Source organism: Bacillus cereus group sp. BfR-BA-01408 (assembly GCF_022663305.1).
Classification (GTDB): Bacteria; Bacillota; Bacilli; order Bacillales; family Bacillaceae_G; genus Bacillus_A; species Bacillus_A pacificus.
Window position 1 is genome coordinate 18,100 of the sequence record NZ_JAKUFF010000015.1, and the last position, 19,823, is coordinate 37,922.

The following is a 19,823-nucleotide window of genomic DNA, read 5'->3' on the forward strand; positions in this document are numbered from 1 at the left end:
GTAATACCATTCTATATTTAAAAAATTCTTACTATATACTATTATACAATATATGGAATGCATCTACCTGCTTTTTAGGTTGCATTTACAAAATCTTTTTTATTTGTTTACAAAAATAAAGTAAGATACAGTATATAGGAAAAAATAATAAAGGAATGAACGAGTTGTATATAACAGTAGAAGAAGCTGCGGAGTATTTGAATTTACCAAAGTCGTATATTGAAGAGTTAATTCAGCAAAAGAAAATTCGTGCACTATTTGATGGAGAGCAATATTTATTAAATAAAGAACAATTCAATACACATTTAGAACAAATGGAGAAATATAAGCAATTAGTGGAAGAAATATTGAACGAACCCATTCCAGAAGATATGGATGTTAAAGACGAAGATTAAACTATGGGAAATCCCTTATGAAGATATGCAGAAATGTATCTTCATAAGGGATTTTTTGTTTAAAGATATTAAAGCATAAGGAGTTGTTAGCCTTTCTTCAAATTTTGATAGGTAGTAGTCTACCATGTTAAAAGCATATTTTTTTCTAGCTAGGACAAACATAGAGAACGTAACCTGTACAGATACATATACTATCAGTGCAAAAGCTTATAAATTAATGGAAGGGGTTTTCTCGTGAGTTTATTTCATTGTGATTTCTTGGAAGATTTAATTGGATCTTTTGTGAGAGTAAACAGGGGTGGTCCAGAATCTCAAAAAGGAACAATAGTCGCAGTATGTTCGGATTACTTTGTATTAAAGAATGAAAAAGGAGAGCTCTATTACTATCAGATTCGTCATCTGAAAAGCGTTACAAAAAATGTGAAAGATTGTAAAGCAGATGATTGTGGATGGTTGGAATGTGAGTGTGAAGGTGACTTTGAAAAGCTACTTCAAAGCTTCAAATATCGTTGGGTGAAAATTAATCGTGGTGGCCCAGAGAAAGTTGAAGGTATCTTACAAGATGTTTCTTGTGAGTTTGTGACATTAATTGTAAAAGAAGAAGTTATATTAGTTGCAGTACCTCATATTAAGAGTGTCACAGTAGCGTGCGAAGAGAGCGAAGAAAGTAATAATGAAAGCTGTTGTTCAGGTCGAGAGCGCGCACAAAGACCATCAAGTAGAGGAAGATAATAAGAAAGGAGGATATGAATTTGGAGAGTGTATTATGCTGTGAGCAAATTAAGTGCTTAGTTGGTGAGACTGTAAAAGTAAATCTTCGTGGCCCAGAGAGTCGAGTGGGGGTACTTGTATCGTTAGGAAGAGATTACCTTACATTACAACTCCCTCTTGGTGAATTAGTATATTACCAATTGAAACACGTGAAGAGTCTAGTTAAGAAAGTGAAAGAAAGTAAATGTGATGATTGCTATGTTTCATGTTTCTGCTCTGATGATGATACTTTTGTCGATGTATTATGTGACTTGAAGTATAAGTGGGTAAAGATTAATCGTGGCGGCCCAGAGTGTGTAGAAGGCTTATTAAGTGAAGTGCATGAGGAATGTATTACACTAGTAAACTGTGATGAGGTCATTTATATCATTAATTATCATATTAAGAGTGTGAGTCAAGTAGTTAAATGTAAAAAGAATGAAGATGAATAATGTTTAATAAATAAGAGGGGCATTATGAGGGAAAGAGAAGCACAATTTCTTATTTCGATAGTATGAAAAGGAATTACTTACTATTAAGACAGAACTTTGCCCTGATTATTTTTTTACCGAAGACAGAAAAGAAGAAATTCATAGGAAGGAGGATATAGATGAATGAGTTGAATAAAAATATTGGAGAAAATATATATATTAAATTAATCGGTGAAAAAAGATTTAAAGGTGTATTAATAGACGTAGGAAATGATATCGTTGTTCTTTACAATGGACAAGACTACGTATATATATCTTTATATCATGTACAACATTATAAAATTTTACGACCACATGATGAAGAAGTAGCAAAACCAGATGTTGATTCTGTCATTAAGAGAGAATCTCCTTCAATTTCTTTGAGGAAAGTATTAAGTACCTCTAAAGGGATTTTCACAGAAATTTATGTAGCTGGAAATGCTCCAATACATGGATATGTTACAAGTGTAATGAACGATTATATCGTTTTTTATAGCCCGGTTTATAAAACAGTGTATATATCTTTAAAGCATTTGAAATGGTTAATTCCGTATAAAGAAAATCAAGTGCCTTATGCCCTCAATAAAAATGAACTCCCCGTGAATCCATTAAATATTACGTTAGCTCGAACTTTTGAAGAACAGCTTATTAAAATGGCTGGCAAAATCATGGTGTTCGATTTAGGTGAGGAATCTAATAAAATCGGAAAGATGGCAAAAATTGATGAAGGTCATATTGAAATATTAAAGGCGCGTGATGCGAAAATGTATGTAAATATTCAACATGTAAAATCTGTCCATTGTCCGTAAGTTAATTGAAAGGGCTGGCTTTTTCTTTTATATGTAGAAGAAAAGGTCGAGCCTATTTGTTTAGTTCGATTTGAATATGAGGGAAAAAATGAATTGAATATAAATATGTTAGTATGACTGTTGAAGAGGAAATTTTGTGCGAAATTATAAAAAATATGTACGAGCTATCTTTTGATGTATTCAATTTATTTTTTTGAGGGAGAACTGCTTAACTAATATATTAAAGGGGTTTTGTTGGTGGAGCAGTTTCCAAATTCGTTATCGATTACATTACTTGGCAGTGCTGGTGGAGCAGCAAAAGCAGTTTTAGCGATTTTAAATCAAGCGATAGTAAATGAAAAAGACCCGATTTATGAAGTCATAAAGAATGTTACATTTTATTTGGTTGATATAAAACAAAAAGATAGGACGTATTATGACGAGTTGTTTCCAAATTTGAAAGATCAATTGTTTTTATCCGAAATAGACCTCCAAGATGTAGTGACATTTAAAAAGCATTTAAAAGAAAGTAGTACGAGCGTTGTTATTGATGTTTCGGGGGCAGATACGATCAGAGTATTAAGCTGTTGTAATGAACTTGGAATTTGTTATATTAATTCAGCTTTGGAAAACGAGGCAGTAGATCAGGACGATAGTTTAATCGGCTTTCAGCTTACGGAAAGATATACGAGATTTGAGAAGGAAAAAGATAAATTTACAAATACAAAAGCAATTATAGGCTCAGGTATGAATCCAGGTGTCGTGCAATGGATGATTGTTGAACTTATGAAGGAACGCCCGAATGAAAAGCCAAGAGCATGCTATATAGTAGAACATGATACGTCATTTTTGAATGATACAGCACTTATAAAGCCTCATACACTGTATGCTTCATGGGCAGTAGAGCGATTTCTAGATGAAGCGATATGGAGTTATCCGATGTATATGAGTCATCGTCGTCCTCTTTACTTTTATGAAGATGTATATGCTTCAGAGTATAAAGTAAAGTTGGGAGAGAAAGAGTTTTATGGTTGTTTGATGCCGCATGAGGAAGTTTTAATTTTAGGGAAAAACTTTAACATGGAAGTAGGGTTTCTTTACCGAATTAACGAGTATACAACAAATATAATTAGACAGAATTTAGATAAGGTAGAAGATCTATGGAATTGGAATCGTAAAGTATTTAATCCAGCCGAAGAAGAGATTGTGGGCGAGGATCTAGTCGGTGTATTACTCGTTTATGAAAATAGCGAGACCTATATGTATAACGTGATGAATAGCAGTCAAGTTTTTCATAAATATAAAACGAATGCGACATACTTCCAAGTAGGATGTGGCATTTATGCTGGCTTGTGTAGTTTACTGTTCGATAACTTTAAACAAGGTGCCTATTATGTAGAGGAATTATTATTAAATACAGAAAGTAAGTACGGAGAATATTTGAATTTATATATGAATGATTTTGTAGTTGGTGGAAATGACTTTACGGATGGATTGCTACATGATCGAGTAAGGTGGATATAAATTGTGATGAAAAGGAAGGGGAAATCTCCTTCCTTTTCCCGTTATAAGGTTACAGATTGCTCTGAAAGTAATTTCATACTTATAATTTAATGAGATAATATATATAGTTTTTGTATTGATCATGAGGAGTAGCAAGGAAGTATTGCGATTCAAAGTAGCGGAGAACTAGGAATGAAAGTGGAGATTTTTTTACCGATAGCATAATGTGCTAGAAGAAAATATTTTTCAGAAAAGTGTTCTTGTTGCGTAAATATAAACATTTTATAAAATGTTTCGAGAAGGGTTTTTTTTATAAAATACTTCGTTTATAATGGAGGAAAATATCGACATGAGATTTGTTATTCATGTAACGGTTCGGTAGTGTTAGAAAAAGAAGGGGTGCACGCGCATCCTTTTTTCTATGCAGATATTATGAAAGAGGTGGTATGATGGAATTAACATTAAATTCGACTGTATGCTTGCACACAATTCAATTTCGAAAAGAGCAAAAGAATTATATTGTAAAAGATACAATTACAGGAGAAAAATATGAAATGCCGCCACTTTGGATTGATGCATTGGCAATGATGCGTGACGGTTTTTTATTAGGGGAAATTGAGGAGAAATTAAAAGAAGAGTATCCGGAAGAAGAAATAAATATGTTAGCATTTACGAGGCAACTGTTAGAGCTAGAGCTTGTCGAAATGGTCGATGGGGAAGAAATAGCTTGTACAAAGAAGAAAGAGAAAGATTATTTAGCTTGGTTACGTCCTCGCGTTGAGCAATTCTTTCTTAGTTTAAATAAAAGAAATAGAAGCAAAGGTCAATGATGATCTTTGCTTTTTTGTATAGTTTGTTTAAAAAATTACAGCGAATGCTCTTGCGAAAGCACCGTCGCTATTTTTAATTTTTAAAGGTGCCGCTGAGAAAAAGAAACGTTTCGCATTAATGGCATCTAAGTTTGTTAAGTTTTCGATTAAATAAATATTATTCCCAAGTAGTATGTGATGAATCGGTGATGTTTCTGTCGTTACCTCGTCAGGAGAAATGAAATCTAAACCGACAGATTTTACTTTTAATTGAACTAATTCTGCAGCTAATTCTTCGGAAAGATAAAAGGCTTCTTGTTCATACGCTTCTGTATTCCATTTATTAGATAGGTTGGAATGGAAAATGACAATATCACCTTCTTTTATGTCAGCATTGTGTAATACTTCTTTAGGTAGTTTTCGTTCTTGTACATGAGTTACATCAATAAGAACAGCTTCACCTACAAATTGATCTAGGGGCAATTGATCAATAGTCGTTGCGCCTGAAATGAAATGAGCAGGAGCATCACAATGTGTACCAACATGAACGACAGAATGAAAATCTGTAACTTGATAGCCTGTCTCTTCAACACTTGTAATGGCTTCTAAATTGATTTTTGGTGTTCCAGGAAATTGAGACATATTGTTTTCAAATGTTTGGGATAGGTCAATTACTTTCACTTTAAATACCTCCAAGTATATATTTTGAAATATAAAAAACTCACCTTTCATAATCAAGAAAGATGAGTTTTGCACACAATAGTTACGTTTTATCTTTCAAAATGCAATGCATTTTGCAGGAATTAGCACCTATTCAGTTTGTATAAACTGAGGTTGCTGGGCTTCAAAGGGCCGGTCCCTCTGCCTCTCTTGATAAAGGTATATTCAATTTAAAGTTCTGAATTTTCTTGATATTAAAATTGTAATTCATTTCCTTTTTCTGTGCAACACAAAATAGGTATTCACCCAAATAAAGTTGCTCGCATATTGTAGCTTATGTAAATAGAATGCTGCGAAGGAGTGAGTGCAGTGACAGGGAATGTATTGAATTATTATGCTGGTGGAAATACAGCTAGAGGATTTCATAATTTATATGAAGAGAATTTAAAAGGACTAAACAGATTATTTATTTTAAAGGGTGGACCTGGAACGGGAAAATCTTCTTTAATTAAGGCAATAGGTCGTGAATGGGTTGAAAAGGGATATGATATTGAATTTTTACACTGTTCTTCTGATAATAAATCGGTTGATGGTGTCATTATCCCGAAGTTAAAAGTAGGAATTGTTGATGGAACATCACCGCATGTTATTGAGCCAAAAATGCCAGGAGTTGTCGAGGAGTATATTAATTTAGGGATTGCTTGGGATTCAGATAAGTTAAGAAAGCAGAAAGTGGAAATTGAACGATTTGTTTCAGAAGCAAGCAAAGCTTTTCAAGCTGCTTACGCTCGTTTTAACGAGGCATTAGTTATACATGATGAGTGGGAGAAAATATATATTAGTAATATTGATTTTAATAAAGCGAATGAACTAACCGAGCAGCTCATTCAGAAATTATTTACAGATAGAGTTGGGAAACAATCGCTTGTGAAACATCGGTTTTTAGGAGCAGCTACACCGAAAGGAGCAGTTGATTTTGTTCCTAATTTAACAGAAGGATTACCACATCGTTATTTTATAAAAGGACGCCCAGGTTCTGGGAAATCAACAATGCTCAAAAAATTAGCTAAGGTAGCAGAAGAAAAAGGATTTGAAGTTGAAGTATATCATTGTGGGTTTGATCCAAATAGTCTTGATATGGTTATCGTAAGAGAATTAGGGTTTGCGATTTTCGATAGCACCGCACCACATGAATATTTTCCGAGCCGTGAAGGTGATGAAATTATAGATATGTATGCCCTTATTGTAACACCAGGGACGGATAAGAAGTATGCGGAGGAAATTCGTGACGTCTCTATTCAATATAAAGCAAAAATGAATGAGGCGATGTCTTTTTTAGCGAAAGCGAAATCAGTTCGTGATAAATTAGAACGAATTTATATTGCTGCTATGGATTTTTCAAAAGTAGATGCATACAAAGAGGAGATTCAAAAAGAGTTTGAACGAATTGCGGTTAGTGTAACTGAAAAGAACAAGTAAAAAATAACGAATTTTGACAGGCTGTCGGAAATTTTCTGACAGCTATTTTAGTATGTAGTAAACTTAGTAATATATTTGTCGAATTTCCAAGGAAATAATCAAAAAATGGAGAGGGTATGAAATGAGAGAGAAAATTAAGTTGGAGTTAGAACGAATTGAGAAAGAAAATGATGTGAAAATTTTATTCGCTGTGGAGTCAGGGAGTCGTGCATGGGGATTTCCATCAAAAGATAGTGATTATGATGTTAGATTCGTTTATATGCACCCGGTAGAATGGTATTTATCCATTCATGATAAACGAGATGTAATTGAGTATCCGATTAGTGATGATTTAGATATAAGCGGATGGGATATAAAAAAAGCGTTACAACTATTTGCAAAGTCAAACCCAGCTTTACTCGAATGGATTCGATCACCCATTTTTTATTCGAAAAACTCTAATTTTCCAGAACAGCTTCAGCAAATGAGTGAAAAGAATTTTGATCCAAAAGCAACGATATACCATTACTTACATATGGCTTCAAAAAATTATCGTGAATTTTTGCAAGGTGAGAATGTAAAATTGAAAAAGTACTTTTATGTATTGCGTCCTATTTTGGCTTGTAAGTGGCTAGAGGAGAAAACAACTTTGCCTCCTGTAGAATTCGATCGATTAATTACAGAATTATCAATAGAGCGTAGCGTATTAGATGAAATTGAACGGTTGTTAATAAAGAAAAAGGCAGGTACTGAATTAGATGTTGGATTGAAAATTGAGGTGTTGAATCAATTTTTAGAAGAACAAATTCATTACTATCAGCAATACGTAAAAGGAATTGAAAAGGGATCAGGGATCGATATTGAGAGTTTAAATACATTGTTTCGAGATATGTTGTTTGCGGTATACGAAAAAGAGCACAAGTAAGTTTGTGCTCTTTTTATTTTGTAGGAATAATGAAAACAGATATAGCTGCAAGAAGACCTGCAAATGAGAATAAGTAAAAATTCCATGCTAAGTCATATTGCATTGTCATAATAATACCGACAAGAATAGGACCAGTAATTGCGCCAACTCGGCCAAGTCCAAGTCCCCAGCCTAAGGAAGTAGCTCGGATATGTGATGGGAAGTATTGTGTTACATATGCATTTAATATTTGAGTAATGCCAACTGATCCAATTCCAGCAAGACCAATTAAAAGATAGATGATTGTAACAGATGGTTTAATTGTTAATAGTCCAATACATATAGCTGCCATAAGATAGGAGATGCTAATAACAATTTTAGCTCCTATACGATCGGCGATTGCTCCAGCAAATAATGCACCGATAGCGGCAGTAATATTTAGCATAAGTAGGAATGATAAACTAGATCCAAGAGGGTATCCTGCCTGTCGCATCATCTGAGGTAACCAAGTATTTAAACCGTATATTAAAAACATACCCATTATATAAGTGATCCAAAAGAGCAGCGTTGCTTTTCTGTATTCTTTTGAGAATAAAGTAAGAAATCCATTTCTCTTTCGCATATTAGATGAGGGTTGATGCGTTTCATCTTTCACATAGAATTCAATTTGAAAACGATTAAGGATTTGGTCAACTTCTTTTTGGCGATTACGTGATAATAAAAATTGAATGGATTCAGGTAAATAACGAATAATGAAAGGAATAAGGAGTAGTGGAATCATTCCGATGCCAAACATAGTTCTCCATCCGAAACCTTCTAACATAAACATCGACAAAATAGCGCCTAACACGATCCCTAAAGGATAGCCAGTAAACATAAGAGCATAAATAAAAGATTGTCGCTTTTTTGGTGAATATTCAACAGTAAGTGCTGAAGCTGTTGGAATAACACCACCTAATCCGATTCCTCCGATAAACCGAGATAAACCAAATAATTCGGGAGAAGGAGCAAGTGCAGCTAGGCCCATTGTGATAGAAAAAAGTGCTAAACAGCATATAAGCGTCCATTTCCGTCCAATTAGATCTGTAATGGTTCCAACTAGAATAGCGCCAATAAACATACCAAATAAAGCATAGCTAGCAATTGTACCAGCATGTGCCGGCGAAAGTGCCCAGCTTTTGTCTTCTAGGAGCTTTGGCAGAACGGCACCGTAAATACCTAAATCATATCCATCAGCTAGAATAGCTAGCCAACAAATAAAAACAACAAGTTTTGTAATAGAGCTCGAAAAGATAGTTTCTGTAGATTCTAGATGAGGTGGAGCTGAAGGTTGCATAGTATTCCCCCTTTTAATTTGTAGATGAGTATATTATTTTATTTGGTGTTAATATTTTCCTTCTTGTATCGGAATTTATATGAAAAGGTTTTATAACAAATAAAGAAGCTCAACAGTCATTCTGTTGAACTTCTTTATTTGTTTACTCATTATCAACTCGTTTTAACGGTTGATCTGCCGGACCTTCAATAACATCTCCCTCAATTGAAAAGCGTGAACCGTGGCAAGGACAGTCCCAAGTACAATCACCATTATTCCATTCAACTTCGCAGCCGAGATGTGTACAAGTTGTATCGACAATATGTAATTTTCCATCTTTGTCCTTATAAGCACCTGCTCGTTTCCCATTAACATGTACGACAGATCCTTCACCAACTTCGAGATCTTCTGGTTTACGTAATGCAGTTTCAATCTTTCCTTCAATTAAATGTTTCGCAACATCAAGGTTTTGGGAGAGGAACGTTTTTATATCTGGATTTGCATGGAAGCGTGATGGTGCATACAGTTCTTTATATGGACTGTCTACTTTTAGAATGGAATCCTTCAGTAAATGAGCGGCAGCAGTTCCAGTTGTCATTCCCCATTTACGATATCCAGTTGCAACAAATATATTTGGATTACTTTCGTTAATATGTCCGATATAAGGGAGCTTATCTAGCGTAATTAAATCTTGTGCTGACCATCTATAAGGAACTTCATCTATTCCAAACGTTGCTTCCGCAAAAGAATAAAGTGCTTCGTAATGAAGCATCGTGTTTATTCCTTGTCCTGTTTTATGACTTTCTCCGCCAATTAAAATTAATTTTTCCCCATTGCTTGTTGTGTAGCGTAAGGAGCGTTTTGGGTCATCAATACTTAAATACATGCCACCTGGATAATCTGTTTTTGCTTTAATAGCAAGAGCATAAGAGCGTTCTGCGTACATTCGCGTAAAGAAAAAGCTATTCGCATCATAAAAAGGAAAGTGTGAACAAGAGACAACATATTCACAAGTAATGCGATGTCCGCCCTTTGTAATGACTTGTGGAGAATCTCCTTTTTCTACATCCATAGCAGTCGTTTGTTCGTAAACTTTTCCGCCCATCTCCACAAACTTTTCTAAAAGTGTTTTCAAATAAAGAAGGGGATGAAACTGGGCTTGATTTTTCATGACAAGTGCAGATTGTACTGGAATTGGAATCGATAGAGATTGAACATAGTCACAAGGTATATTTAATTTTTGATAGGCTTCATATTCTTTCGATAAACTTCTTAATCCCTTATCGGTAGTTGTATATAAATATGAATCTTCATTTGAGAAATTACAGTCGATTTTATATGTTTGCACAGTTTCATTAATAAATTGTAGAGCATGATTATTTGATTCATAGTAAAGCCCGGCTTTTTCCATACCGAAATGATTGATTAATTCATCATAAATAAGATCATGTTGCGCTGTTATCTTTGCTGTTGTATGCCCAGTCGTCCCGTTTAAAATAAGACCAGAATCAAGTAATACAACATCGATGCCTTCTTTTGCAAGTAAATAGGCAGTAGTAATACCTGTAATACCAGCACCGATAACAGCAACTTTTGTCTTTATATTTTCAGATAAAGGGGGAAAAGTCGGGATTTGAGTAGATTCAATCCAATAAGATGATGGGAATTGTGGAAATGTATCGCTTGTCATTAAGGAAACCTCCTGATTTAGAACAATTTTCCTTTTAATATTTCCATATGATATGAAATTCATGTGTGCTGTTTGAGAGGGAGGCTATTTTTATTTAAAAGAAAGATGAAATTATCTTAATATAATTATCAGATGTTGTCGGTATGAAGAGGTAGAAGTTGTGTAAAACTAGATTTAGATGAGTGTATTTGTTGTTTACATAGAGAGTTCTTGAATAAGATAGAGTCTATAGCATGGCAAAGTACGTATATGCATAATGGATGAAACCTTATAAAATCTATGTTTTTTCTTTAGTGAAATAAAGTATAATTATAAAAATATAACCAACTTTTATTACTAGGTCATAAAAGTTATTGACAATGTGGAAATTCTATTGATATGATTTATCATGTGGAAAGGTTGATAGAGAGTAAAAAGAGAAATGTTTTTCATTGATAATAAAAGCGAAAAGTAAGTGACGATAGAGTGAGTATATTTTCCTTATAATAGAGGCTTTTTTAATCACCTAGTAAAATCAATCTGGAAGCAAGAATTGATATATGTAAGTTGCGCAAGGCGCGGCATAAGAAAGGGGCAAAAGGATGAAGGAGCTTCATACGTTTGGGTGGTATGCAGCACGTGTATCACCACATTTGCCGAAAAAGGCATTTAAACCAGTTCCTACTCGTCTGTTTGGTGGACTGGCTTATTTGCTTGTGGCATTGGCGGGGTTAATATCGATTGGTGTATTTGAATTGAATGTGTGGGCTAATCTAGGAATTGCAATCGTTCTTGGATTATGTTTTGCTTCACTTGGGTTTTTAGGGCATGAGATTTTACATGGAACTGTTGTAAGAAAGGCATGGCTTCGTGATTTCTTAGGAGCGATTGCATTTATGCCATTATCAACAGGTCCTAAACTTTGGCGAAAGTGGCATAATGCAACGCATCACGTTCATACACAACATGAAGAGAATGATCCAGATGCATGGCCTACACTTGAGAAGCTTAAAAAGAGTAAGTTTTTGAGCTGGGTATATCGCATGCCTCTTCATGTACGTTCATTCTTTAGTTTTCTGTCACTAACAATTCAATTTACATTGCATTCGACTCGAATGTTCTTTCATTTTATAAAAGAGTTTAAGTCATCCAATCAAAAATCTGTATGGCTTCAACTTCTTTTGCCTTGGACTGTTTGGATTAGTTTATTGTTTATTATGGGACCTGGAAAATGGTTATTTGCATATGTGATTCCATTGTTAATTGCTAACTTTATTGTAATGGCATATATCGCAACAAATCACCGCTTAAATCCAATTGTTCCAGTAAATGATCCGTTAGCAAACTGTTTATCAGTAACAGTGCCGCGTTGGATAGACGTTTTACACTTCAATTTCTCATATCATACAGAACATCATTTGTTCCCTGCTATGAGCTCTAAATACTACCCGTTAGTAAAAGAGAAAATTAAAGAAATGTGGCCGGAACGCTATCATGAGATGCCGATGACAAAGGCTTTGGCAGCGCTATGGAATACACCACGTGTGTATTATCAAGGAAGTGAATTAGTGGATCCGCATAGAGAGCATTTCTATGGTTCTTTAGGAAATGGGCTAGATCCTCATAATATTTCATATCGTGAGGAACATATAGAGGAAGAAGAGAGTATTAAAAAAGTAAATCAGTAAAAATTGATATATGTTACAGTGAAAAAGCAAGCCATCTCAGGCTTGCTTTTTCTTATAAAGAGACTTCCTTTTTGTTCTTTGTATGGAATTGGACGGAGTTAGTTTCTTTTCGTTGTAGTCGTTTTTCCAAAAGGTTAACAAGGTAAGTGAATAGGAGAACCAGCACGAGATAATATAAACCAACAATTATGTATGTATCTAATTGTTGGAAGTTACCTGCAGCAATGGATAAACCTGATCCCCATAATTCGGACAATCCTACATATGCAACGAGGGAAGAGTCCTTTAATCCAATAATAAACTGATTTCCTAAAGGAGGAATCGATTGACGGAATGCTTGTGGTAATACAATACGGCGCATCGCTAAAGGATACGGCATACCTAGAGAGCGAGCAGCTTCCATTTGCCCACGATCGACAGATTGGATAGAGCCTCGGAAAATTTCAGTAATATATGCACCGTTATGAATTGCTAAAGCAATGGCTCCTGCCCAAAAAGGAGTAAAAACAACAACGGATGTAATCCCAAAATAGAGAATGGCGATTTGAACAATTAAAGGTGTACCACGAATAATGGCGATGTATACGTGAGCAATACTATTTAAAACTTTATTGTTAGAGATTCGAAAGAAAGCGAATAGTAATCCAATTAGTGAACCGAGTAATAGGGATGTTAGTGTTAATTGTAATGTGACAATAGTAGCTTTTAAGAGTGTGGGATAGGTAGAGATAAAAATTTCAAACATGCGTTTCACCTCATATTGTATAGATTTTAGTAGAGAATGAAATGCCCCACACAAAGTGGGGCATGATTTATGGAAACTTTGAAGGGCTAAATTACTTCGTTTTTTCCTCTTCACCAAGAATATTACGGCCAAACCATTTTTTACTGATTTTTTCATACGTACCATCTTTAATAATTTCATCTAAAGCTTTATTTACTTTCTCGACCATTTCTTTATCATCTTTACGAATAGCAATTCCCATTTCATCAAGGTTTAGTGGTTTTCCAGCTTCTTTTATATTTGATTTACCTTCTTTGATCATGCGTAAACCAACCATTTGATCTGTAATTACTGCGTCAATACGTCCAGGCTCTAAGTCCATAAGTGCAGTAATATCGCTATCGTATTCTGTAATTTGATCTGTATGTTTTGCAACAAGGTCTTTAAAGGTACTAGCTTTTACAACACCAATTTTCTTACCCTTTAAATCTTCTGGAGAAGAGATAGATGTATTCTTTTTAGCTACAAAAATTTGGGCACCAGAACGATAATAAGGATTTGAGAAATTAACAGCTTTTAAGCGTTCTTCTGTAATTGCCATACTGCCTAGTATTACATCATACTTTTTCGCTTTGAGACCTTGGATTAGCGTTTCCCATGGATTTGTAATAGGGGTTGGTTTCATATTCATTTTTTTCGCAAGTGCTTCACCTAGTTCTACATCAAAACCGACAAGTTTTCCGTCATTTTCTTTATAGTTAAAAGGTTTATATAAGCCACTCATCGCATAACGAAATTCTTTTTCACCATTTGAAGAAGTAGTAGCACTTTCCTTACTACAGGCTCCTAGTATAAAGGAAGCGCATAATGTAATACTCGCAACAATAGTTAATAGTTTTCTTTTCATAAAACCCCTCCTATATATTGATCATACGGATGGTTTTAAGTATGTTATTGAAATATTTTATTTAGATGATTAGTTGTGCACCGTATGAATGTATTTCTTTTCGTTTGAAACAGAAGTTATATTATAAAACGTTGCGTAAAAATTGTTTCGCTCGTTCATGTGATGGAGCTGAAAAGAATTGTGCTGGCGGAGCATCTTCTACAATTTTTCCATCATCCATAAAAATGACGCGATCAGCTACATCTCTTGCGAAATTCATTTCATGAGTAACAATAACCATGGTCATTCCTTCTTCAGCAAGTTCTTTCATAACTTGCAATACTTCTCCAACAAGTTCAGGGTCTAAAGCTGAGGTAGGTTCATCAAATAGCATAATTTTAGGATTCATAGCAAGCGCTCGTGCAATAGCAATACGCTGTTTTTGACCACCTGATAGGAGATGGGGCGTTACATCTGCTTTATCTTGTAGGCCGACTTTTTGCAGAAGCTGATTTCCGATTTCTTTTGCATTTGCTGCTTCTAATTTTTTTACATGAATAGGTGCTTCTATGATGTTTTCTAGTGAGGTCATATGAGGAAAGAGGTTAAAGTGTTGAAAAACCATACCGACATTTTCGCGGACTTTGTTTAAATTTGAATGCTTTGGATCAATTCGTTCACCTTGTAAGTGAATTTCACCTTCATCGTACATTTCTAAAAAGTTAAGACAGCGAAGTAATGTACTTTTACCGGAACCACTGGCACCAATTAAAACGACAACTTCTTTTTCTTGTACTTCTAAATCAATTCCTTTTAAAACGTCAAGTGAGCCAAATGATTTTACTAGATTTCGAACCTGAATCATACAAAACCCCCAGTCAAAAATATATTTTACAAATGTTGCCCCTTATTTCTGTTATTAGTCACAAATTGTCAGAATCCTTTATTTTTTTCGTGGATTTGATATTAAAGGAAATAATAATTTTTTGAAATCTCTATATCCTTCTATAATGAAAATATGGATAATAATATATAGGTAGTACTTATATTACTTATACAAAGGGGGAAAGAAGAGATGGAAAAAGAAAGGAAGACATTTTCCTTTGGCTTACGTACACAACTTATGCTATTCACTACAGTTTTAGCTTTAATTACATATTCAACAAGTATATTTTTTATTTATGTGATATATGATTATTTTCAAGGTTATGTAAGTCAAACTGCATATAATATTATCGTTATGTTATTAGGGGTAGTATGGTCTGGAATTTTAGCATATGGAGCAGCCATATTTTTAATTAAACCGCTTCGGAAGTTAGAGGAGGCGGCGAGAAAAGCGGCTGAAGGAGACATTCGTGAAGATGTTCCGTTACCGAAGACTGATGATGAAATTAAATCTTTAAGCGTTGCATTTAATATGATGCTTGGGAACTTAAGGGGCATGGTAAAAAATATTGATACAACATTTTCGTATACAAACAATCAAGTACAGCAAATTAGAAAACAAACAGGCGAAGCAACGAAACAAGCACAAGGTGTTTCTGAAACTCTTGCAGAGATTTCTTCTGGCGCTGAGCAATCAGCGGCATCAATTCAAGCGATTGTTTCCGCTGTTGATACAACAACTTCTATTGCAAGTGAAGTAGAAGAGAAAGCAAAACAGTCTGATGAGTTGTCTTCAGAAATGGTTCAAGCTTTAGGGCATAGTACTCGTGTCTTTACGTCTTTAATTCAAGGTATTCAAACATTGGCGAAAGAAAATGAAGATTCAATGCAAAATGTACAGAAGTTAGAGGAAAGAATGAAACAAGTAGAACATATTGTATCTGTTGTGAGTGAGATTGCTAGCCAAACGAATTTATTAGCACTTAATGCTTCTATTGAGGCTGCTCGTGCTGGAGAGCATGGACGGGGCTTTGCCGTTGTAGCTGAAGAAGTACGTAAACTTGCAGATGAAAGTGACCATTCTGCAAGAAATATATCGCAGTTATTACGGAATATGCAAGAGGAAGTGCAACAAGTTGCAACGAAAATGACAGAACAAGTGAAAATAGCTAAGGAAGAGGCGAAACGTGGAGAAGCTACCGAATTAATTTTAAAAGAAATGTCATCAAGTGTTATGGAAGTAGCGGATGCAACGAAGCAAATTAGTAGCTATATGAATGAACAAGTGAGTCATATTCATCAAACAGGTGCACAGACGAAGGCTGTAGCAGCAATTGCTGAAGAGACGTCAGCTGGTTCACAAGAAGTAGCACGTGTAACGTTGCAACAATCTAAAAATATGATAGCGATCGATCAATTATTAAAGGATTTAGAGAAACAAGCAACAGACTTGAAACAGACAATTGAAAGATTTTCAATGTAGAAAGGAAGAACGGTATTTTGTTCTTCCTTTTTACGTATGAAAGGGTGGGATACTTTGTTGAAAACGAAAAACGTTGCAAGGATCATATATGGTTTTCACTTTACGTAATCTTTGAAAGTTAGGGCCATAATAACTAGTTTGCCAATTTTTAATGTCGATATCGGGCCAATTGACATAGTCACCTAGTGTATAAGGATCTAAGCTTTCTCGTAAATCTTTAACCCAGCGTATATTTCGATTTTCTTCATCATCACATTTCCAAGAGGTAATGTATTCTTGCGCAATAATTGCTTTGCGATGGAAATAAGCTGTTTCAGTAGGCGGAATATTTTCAACAGCACCTACGAGCGATTGGTGCCAAATACTCGCATCTTTATTTGGTGCATGTGAAAGAAAATACTGCATGATTTGAATTCCTTTAAGAGGAATAGGTTTATATACGTAGGAACCGGAGCGCTTGAAATTTTCAGGGATGTTACCACTGTTAAAAAATTCAACAGCCTTTATATAAGGAACTTCATCTATAAAGAGAGAGGGGGTACCAGTTTCAAGAAGAGGAGATAATAAGGAATGGAGTTCAGAGGGAGGGCCAACAAATTCACCTTTTACTTCAATTTTATTTCGTTGCTTTGCGAATAATTCAATTGATGAAGTGAGACGTTCGTCTATATAAGGCGCCCAGTTTTGCCACGCTTGAAATGCAGCGATAAAATCTTCCCATTCCCATGTAATGGAGAAGATTGATACATTCTTTATAGGATGCACTCGAAAAGTTAAAGAAGTAACAATTCCGAAGTTTCCACCACCACCACCGCGGCATGCCCAAAACAAGTTATGGTTTTCATGTTCGTTTGCACGAATGATTTTTGCTCCAAATTTACCACATGCTTGTACCATTTCAACTTCTATTAATTGATCACATGTTAATCCAAATAAGCGTGAAAGCATACCGATGCCCCCGCCAAGTGTTAATCCAACAATTCCAACGCTTGCACTTGTACCAGCCGGTATTGTCACACCATAATTCCAAAGCTCTTTATAAACAGTGCCAAGGTTTGCACCAGCTTCAATTGTTGCTGTTAATGTATCTGTATGAACAGTAATGCGATGCATTTCACTCACATCAATAATAAGTCCTCGATTTAAAAGAGAAAAATTTTCATAGCTATGACGTCGGCTTCTTAAGCGAAATGGTACATGACGCTCGCGTGCCCATTTTAAGGCGTTACATACATCAGTTTTATTTTGGCAAAAAACAATAATGCAAGGGAGTTTTGGAATACTTAAATTTAAGTTCATTCGGGCTATGTCATAGTTAGGATCTGAAGGAACAACGATACGACCTGTTAATTTTGTTTGTTTCAATTTATCACTCCTTTCTAAAATAAGCAGTGCTTTTTATTAATATATGAAAAGCATATGTAACGTGCGTGGACAAGAGCAGATGAGGAATGAGATTTGCTCTTGTGAGAAATAAATAAAGCATAAGAATAAGGAATCTACATAGAGTTCAATGAAAACAGTTGCAAACTATTCATATTTTGTTATGATAGTGTTACGAAAACGTTTGCATAAAAATTTCCGATGGGATGCAAAAGGAGAGAATGACTATGAATAAAACATGGTGGAAAGAAGCGGTTGCTTATCAAATTTACCCACGTAGCTTTATGGATTCAAATGGTGATGGTATTGGGGATTTACAAGGTATTATTGCAAAACTGGATTATTTAAAAGATTTAGGTATAGATGTAATTTGGATTTGTCCAATGTATAAGTCACCTAATGATGATAATGGTTATGACATTAGTGATTATCAAGATATTATGGATGAGTTTGGTACGATGGAAGACTTCGATGCTTTACTAGATGAAGTTCATAAGCGTGATATGAAGCTTATTATTGATTTAGTTATTAATCATACAAGTGATGAACATCCATGGTTTATTGAGTCTCGTTCATCTAAAGACAATCCGAAGCGTGATTGGTATATTTGGCATGATGGTAAAGATGGTGCGGAACCAAACAACTGGGAAAGTATTTTTAATGGTTCGGCATGGGAATACGATGAAGTAACAGGACAATATTATTTACACTTATTCTCACGTAAACAACCAGATTTAAACTGGGAGAATAAAGAAGTTCGCGAAGTGTTATACGATACAGTTAATTGGTGGCTTGATAAAGGAATTGATGGTTTCCGTGTGGATGCGATCAGCCATATTAAAAAAGAAGATGGCTTTAAAGATATGCCAAATCCAAAAGAACTAAAGTATGTACCATCTTTTGATAAACATATGAATGTGGATGGTATTCAACCTTTATTAGAAGAGTTAAAAGAAAATACGTTTTCTAAGTACGATATTATGACTGTTGGTGAAGCGAATGGCGTTAAGATTGAAGATGCTGAGCTTTGGGTTGGAGAAGAGCAAGGTAAGTTCAATATGGTATTCCAATTCGAACATTTAAGTTTATGGGATGCAGAAAAGAAGAAAGATCTTGATGTTGTAGGGCTGAAAAAAGTATTAACGAAATGGCAAAAAGGGTTAGAAAATAAAGGATGGAATGCTTTATATATTGAGAATCACGATAAGCCACGTATCGTTTCAACTTGGGGAGATGATAAACAATATTGGCGTGAAAGTGCAACAGCTTTAGGAGCAATGTATTTCTTTATGCACGGTACACCGTTTATTTATCAAGGACAAGAAATTGGGATGACAAATGTTCAATTCCCAAACATTGAAGATTACGATGATGTAGCAATTAAAAATTTATATCGCGAGAAAATTGCAGAGGGCGTATCCCATCAAGATATGATGGAAATTATATGGGCTTCTTGCCGCGATAATTCACGTACACCTATGCAGTGGAGCGATGAGATGAATGCTGGCTTCACAACAGGTGCCCCTTGGTTTGGGATGAATCCAAACTATAAAGAAATTAATGTTGAAAAGCAAAAGAGTGAAGAGAACTCTATTTTCAATTTCTATAAGAAAATGATTGCCTTGAAAAAAGAGCACGATGTACTGAATTATGGTACGTACGATTTACTTTTAGAAGATGATCCGCAAATTTATGCATATACTCGTACATTAAACGATGAAAAAATAGTCGTAATTAGTAATATCTCAAAAGAGGAAGCTGTATATAATGAGGGTTCATTCGCGCTAGAATGCAAACGTTTGCTTTTAAATAACTATGAAGTTGCAGAACATGAAGAAGTAACAACAATTGCTTTAAAGCCTTATGAAACAAGGGTTTATCGCATTTCATAATAAAAAAGGATGCTCTTAGAGCATCTTTTTTTATGAAAAAAAATAAATTTCTATTGCAAAGTGAAAACGCTTTTATTAAAATAGATTTATGAAAACGGTTGCGTAAAGGATAAGAACAAATTAAAATGAGGAATCGTTTTCATAAAGGGAACAGAAATTAT

The 19,823-nt window shown here is 34.8% G+C and carries 17 protein-coding genes, 2 pseudogenes and 1 riboswitch; of the genes and pseudogenes, 12 read left to right on the top strand and 7 right to left on the bottom strand.

Annotation, left to right across the window (positions count from 1 at the left end; all coding sequences use genetic code 11):
- Positions 1-155 precede the first annotated feature (155 nt).
- The 6 genes from MR083_RS09690 (at position 156) to MR083_RS09715 (ending at position 4,736) form a co-directional block, all read left to right on the top strand.
- Positions 156-395 carry a helix-turn-helix domain-containing protein gene (locus MR083_RS09690; RefSeq protein WP_001004507.1) on the top strand — a complete coding sequence of 80 codons (240 nt, stop codon included), beginning with the start codon at positions 156-158 and terminating at the stop codon, positions 393-395.
- 234 nt (positions 396-629) lie between these two features.
- A complete protein-coding gene (locus MR083_RS09695) occupies positions 630-1,127 on the top strand; it encodes a spore coat protein (protein WP_073530562.1) in 498 nt (165 codons plus the stop codon).
- 20 nt (positions 1,128-1,147) lie between these two features.
- Complete coding sequence (locus MR083_RS09700; protein ID WP_000446703.1) at positions 1,148-1,597, top strand: hypothetical protein; 450 nt, start codon at positions 1,148-1,150, stop codon at positions 1,595-1,597.
- A 158-nt stretch (positions 1,598-1,755) separates the two neighbouring features.
- The gene (locus MR083_RS09705) at positions 1,756-2,424 is read left to right on the top strand and encodes an LSm family protein (RefSeq protein ID WP_001004262.1); all 669 of its coding nucleotides are present in this window, start codon (positions 1,756-1,758) and stop codon (positions 2,422-2,424) included.
- A gap of 237 nt (positions 2,425-2,661) precedes the next feature.
- Complete coding sequence (locus MR083_RS09710; protein ID WP_242269077.1) at positions 2,662-3,927, top strand: S-adenosylmethionine decarboxylase related protein; 1,266 nt, start codon at positions 2,662-2,664, stop codon at positions 3,925-3,927.
- Positions 3,928-4,355: 428 nt separating this feature from the next.
- Positions 4,356-4,736: a hypothetical protein gene (locus MR083_RS09715; RefSeq protein WP_242269079.1), complete on the top strand. Its 381-nt coding sequence runs from the start codon at positions 4,356-4,358 to the stop codon at positions 4,734-4,736.
- A gap of 27 nt (positions 4,737-4,763) precedes the next feature.
- On the opposite strand, the gene MR083_RS09720 is transcribed toward MR083_RS09715, so the two are convergent.
- The gene (locus tag MR083_RS09720; RefSeq protein WP_242269081.1) at positions 4,764-5,396 is read right to left on the bottom strand and encodes a cyclase family protein; all 633 of its coding nucleotides are present in this window, start codon (positions 5,394-5,396) and stop codon (positions 4,764-4,766) included.
- Between the two features lie 86 nt (positions 5,397-5,482).
- A riboswitch (SAM riboswitch) is annotated at positions 5,483-5,595 on the bottom strand.
- Between the two features lie 149 nt (positions 5,596-5,744).
- On the opposite strand from MR083_RS09720, the gene MR083_RS09725 reads away from it, so the two are divergent.
- The gene (locus MR083_RS09725; RefSeq protein WP_242269083.1) at positions 5,745-6,854 is read left to right on the top strand and encodes a PRK06851 family protein; all 1,110 of its coding nucleotides are present in this window, start codon (positions 5,745-5,747) and stop codon (positions 6,852-6,854) included.
- A 121-nt stretch (positions 6,855-6,975) separates the two neighbouring features.
- Positions 6,976-7,758 (top strand): nucleotidyltransferase domain-containing protein, encoded by a 783-nt coding sequence (locus MR083_RS09730; protein WP_049113706.1) that lies wholly within the window; start codon positions 6,976-6,978, stop codon positions 7,756-7,758.
- A 13-nt stretch (positions 7,759-7,771) separates the two neighbouring features.
- On the opposite strand, the gene MR083_RS09735 is transcribed toward MR083_RS09730, so the two are convergent.
- A complete protein-coding gene (locus tag MR083_RS09735) occupies positions 7,772-9,073 on the bottom strand; it encodes an MFS transporter (RefSeq protein WP_242269085.1) in 1,302 nt (433 codons plus the stop codon).
- A 142-nt stretch (positions 9,074-9,215) separates the two neighbouring features.
- Positions 9,216-10,742 (bottom strand): FAD-dependent oxidoreductase, encoded by a 1,527-nt coding sequence (locus MR083_RS09740; protein ID WP_000199953.1) that lies wholly within the window; start codon positions 10,740-10,742, stop codon positions 9,216-9,218.
- A 581-nt stretch (positions 10,743-11,323) separates the two neighbouring features.
- Here MR083_RS09740 and desB point away from each other — a divergent pair.
- Positions 11,324-12,409 (top strand): Delta(10) desaturase DesB, encoded by a 1,086-nt coding sequence (gene desB, locus MR083_RS09745; protein ID WP_000661214.1) that lies wholly within the window; start codon positions 11,324-11,326, stop codon positions 12,407-12,409.
- A gap of 52 nt (positions 12,410-12,461) precedes the next feature.
- Here desB and MR083_RS09750 read toward each other — a convergent pair whose 3' ends face one another.
- The 3 genes from MR083_RS09750 to MR083_RS09760 form a co-directional block, all read right to left on the bottom strand.
- Positions 12,462-13,154, bottom strand: coding sequence for an amino acid ABC transporter permease (locus MR083_RS09750; RefSeq protein WP_000461541.1), 693 nt, complete (start codon positions 13,152-13,154; stop codon positions 12,462-12,464).
- Between the two features lie 91 nt (positions 13,155-13,245).
- Positions 13,246-14,040 (bottom strand): ABC transporter substrate-binding protein, encoded by a 795-nt coding sequence (locus MR083_RS09755; protein WP_242269087.1) that lies wholly within the window; start codon positions 14,038-14,040, stop codon positions 13,246-13,248.
- Positions 14,041-14,161: 121 nt separating this feature from the next.
- Positions 14,162-14,884, bottom strand: a complete 723-nt coding sequence (locus tag MR083_RS09760; protein ID WP_000616944.1) for an amino acid ABC transporter ATP-binding protein — start codon at positions 14,882-14,884, stop codon at positions 14,162-14,164.
- Between the two features lie 375 nt (positions 14,885-15,259).
- On the opposite strand from MR083_RS09760, the pseudogene MR083_RS28340 reads away from it, so the two are divergent.
- Positions 15,260-15,445 (top strand): annotated as a pseudogene (locus tag MR083_RS28340) (HAMP domain-containing protein); the annotation flags it as partial.
- Positions 15,446-15,814: 369 nt separating this feature from the next.
- Positions 15,815-16,387, top strand: a pseudogene (locus MR083_RS28345) (methyl-accepting chemotaxis protein); the annotation flags it as partial.
- 30 nt (positions 16,388-16,417) lie between these two features.
- On the opposite strand, the gene MR083_RS09770 reads toward MR083_RS28345, so the two are convergent.
- Positions 16,418-17,752, bottom strand: coding sequence for an FAD-binding oxidoreductase (locus MR083_RS09770; RefSeq protein ID WP_242269091.1), 1,335 nt, complete (start codon positions 17,750-17,752; stop codon positions 16,418-16,420).
- Between the two features lie 245 nt (positions 17,753-17,997).
- Between MR083_RS09770 and MR083_RS09775 the strand changes: the two genes are divergently transcribed.
- A complete protein-coding gene (locus MR083_RS09775) occupies positions 17,998-19,662 on the top strand; it encodes a glycoside hydrolase family 13 protein (RefSeq protein ID WP_242269093.1) in 1,665 nt (554 codons plus the stop codon).
- The last annotated feature ends 161 nt before the right edge of the window (positions 19,663-19,823 follow it).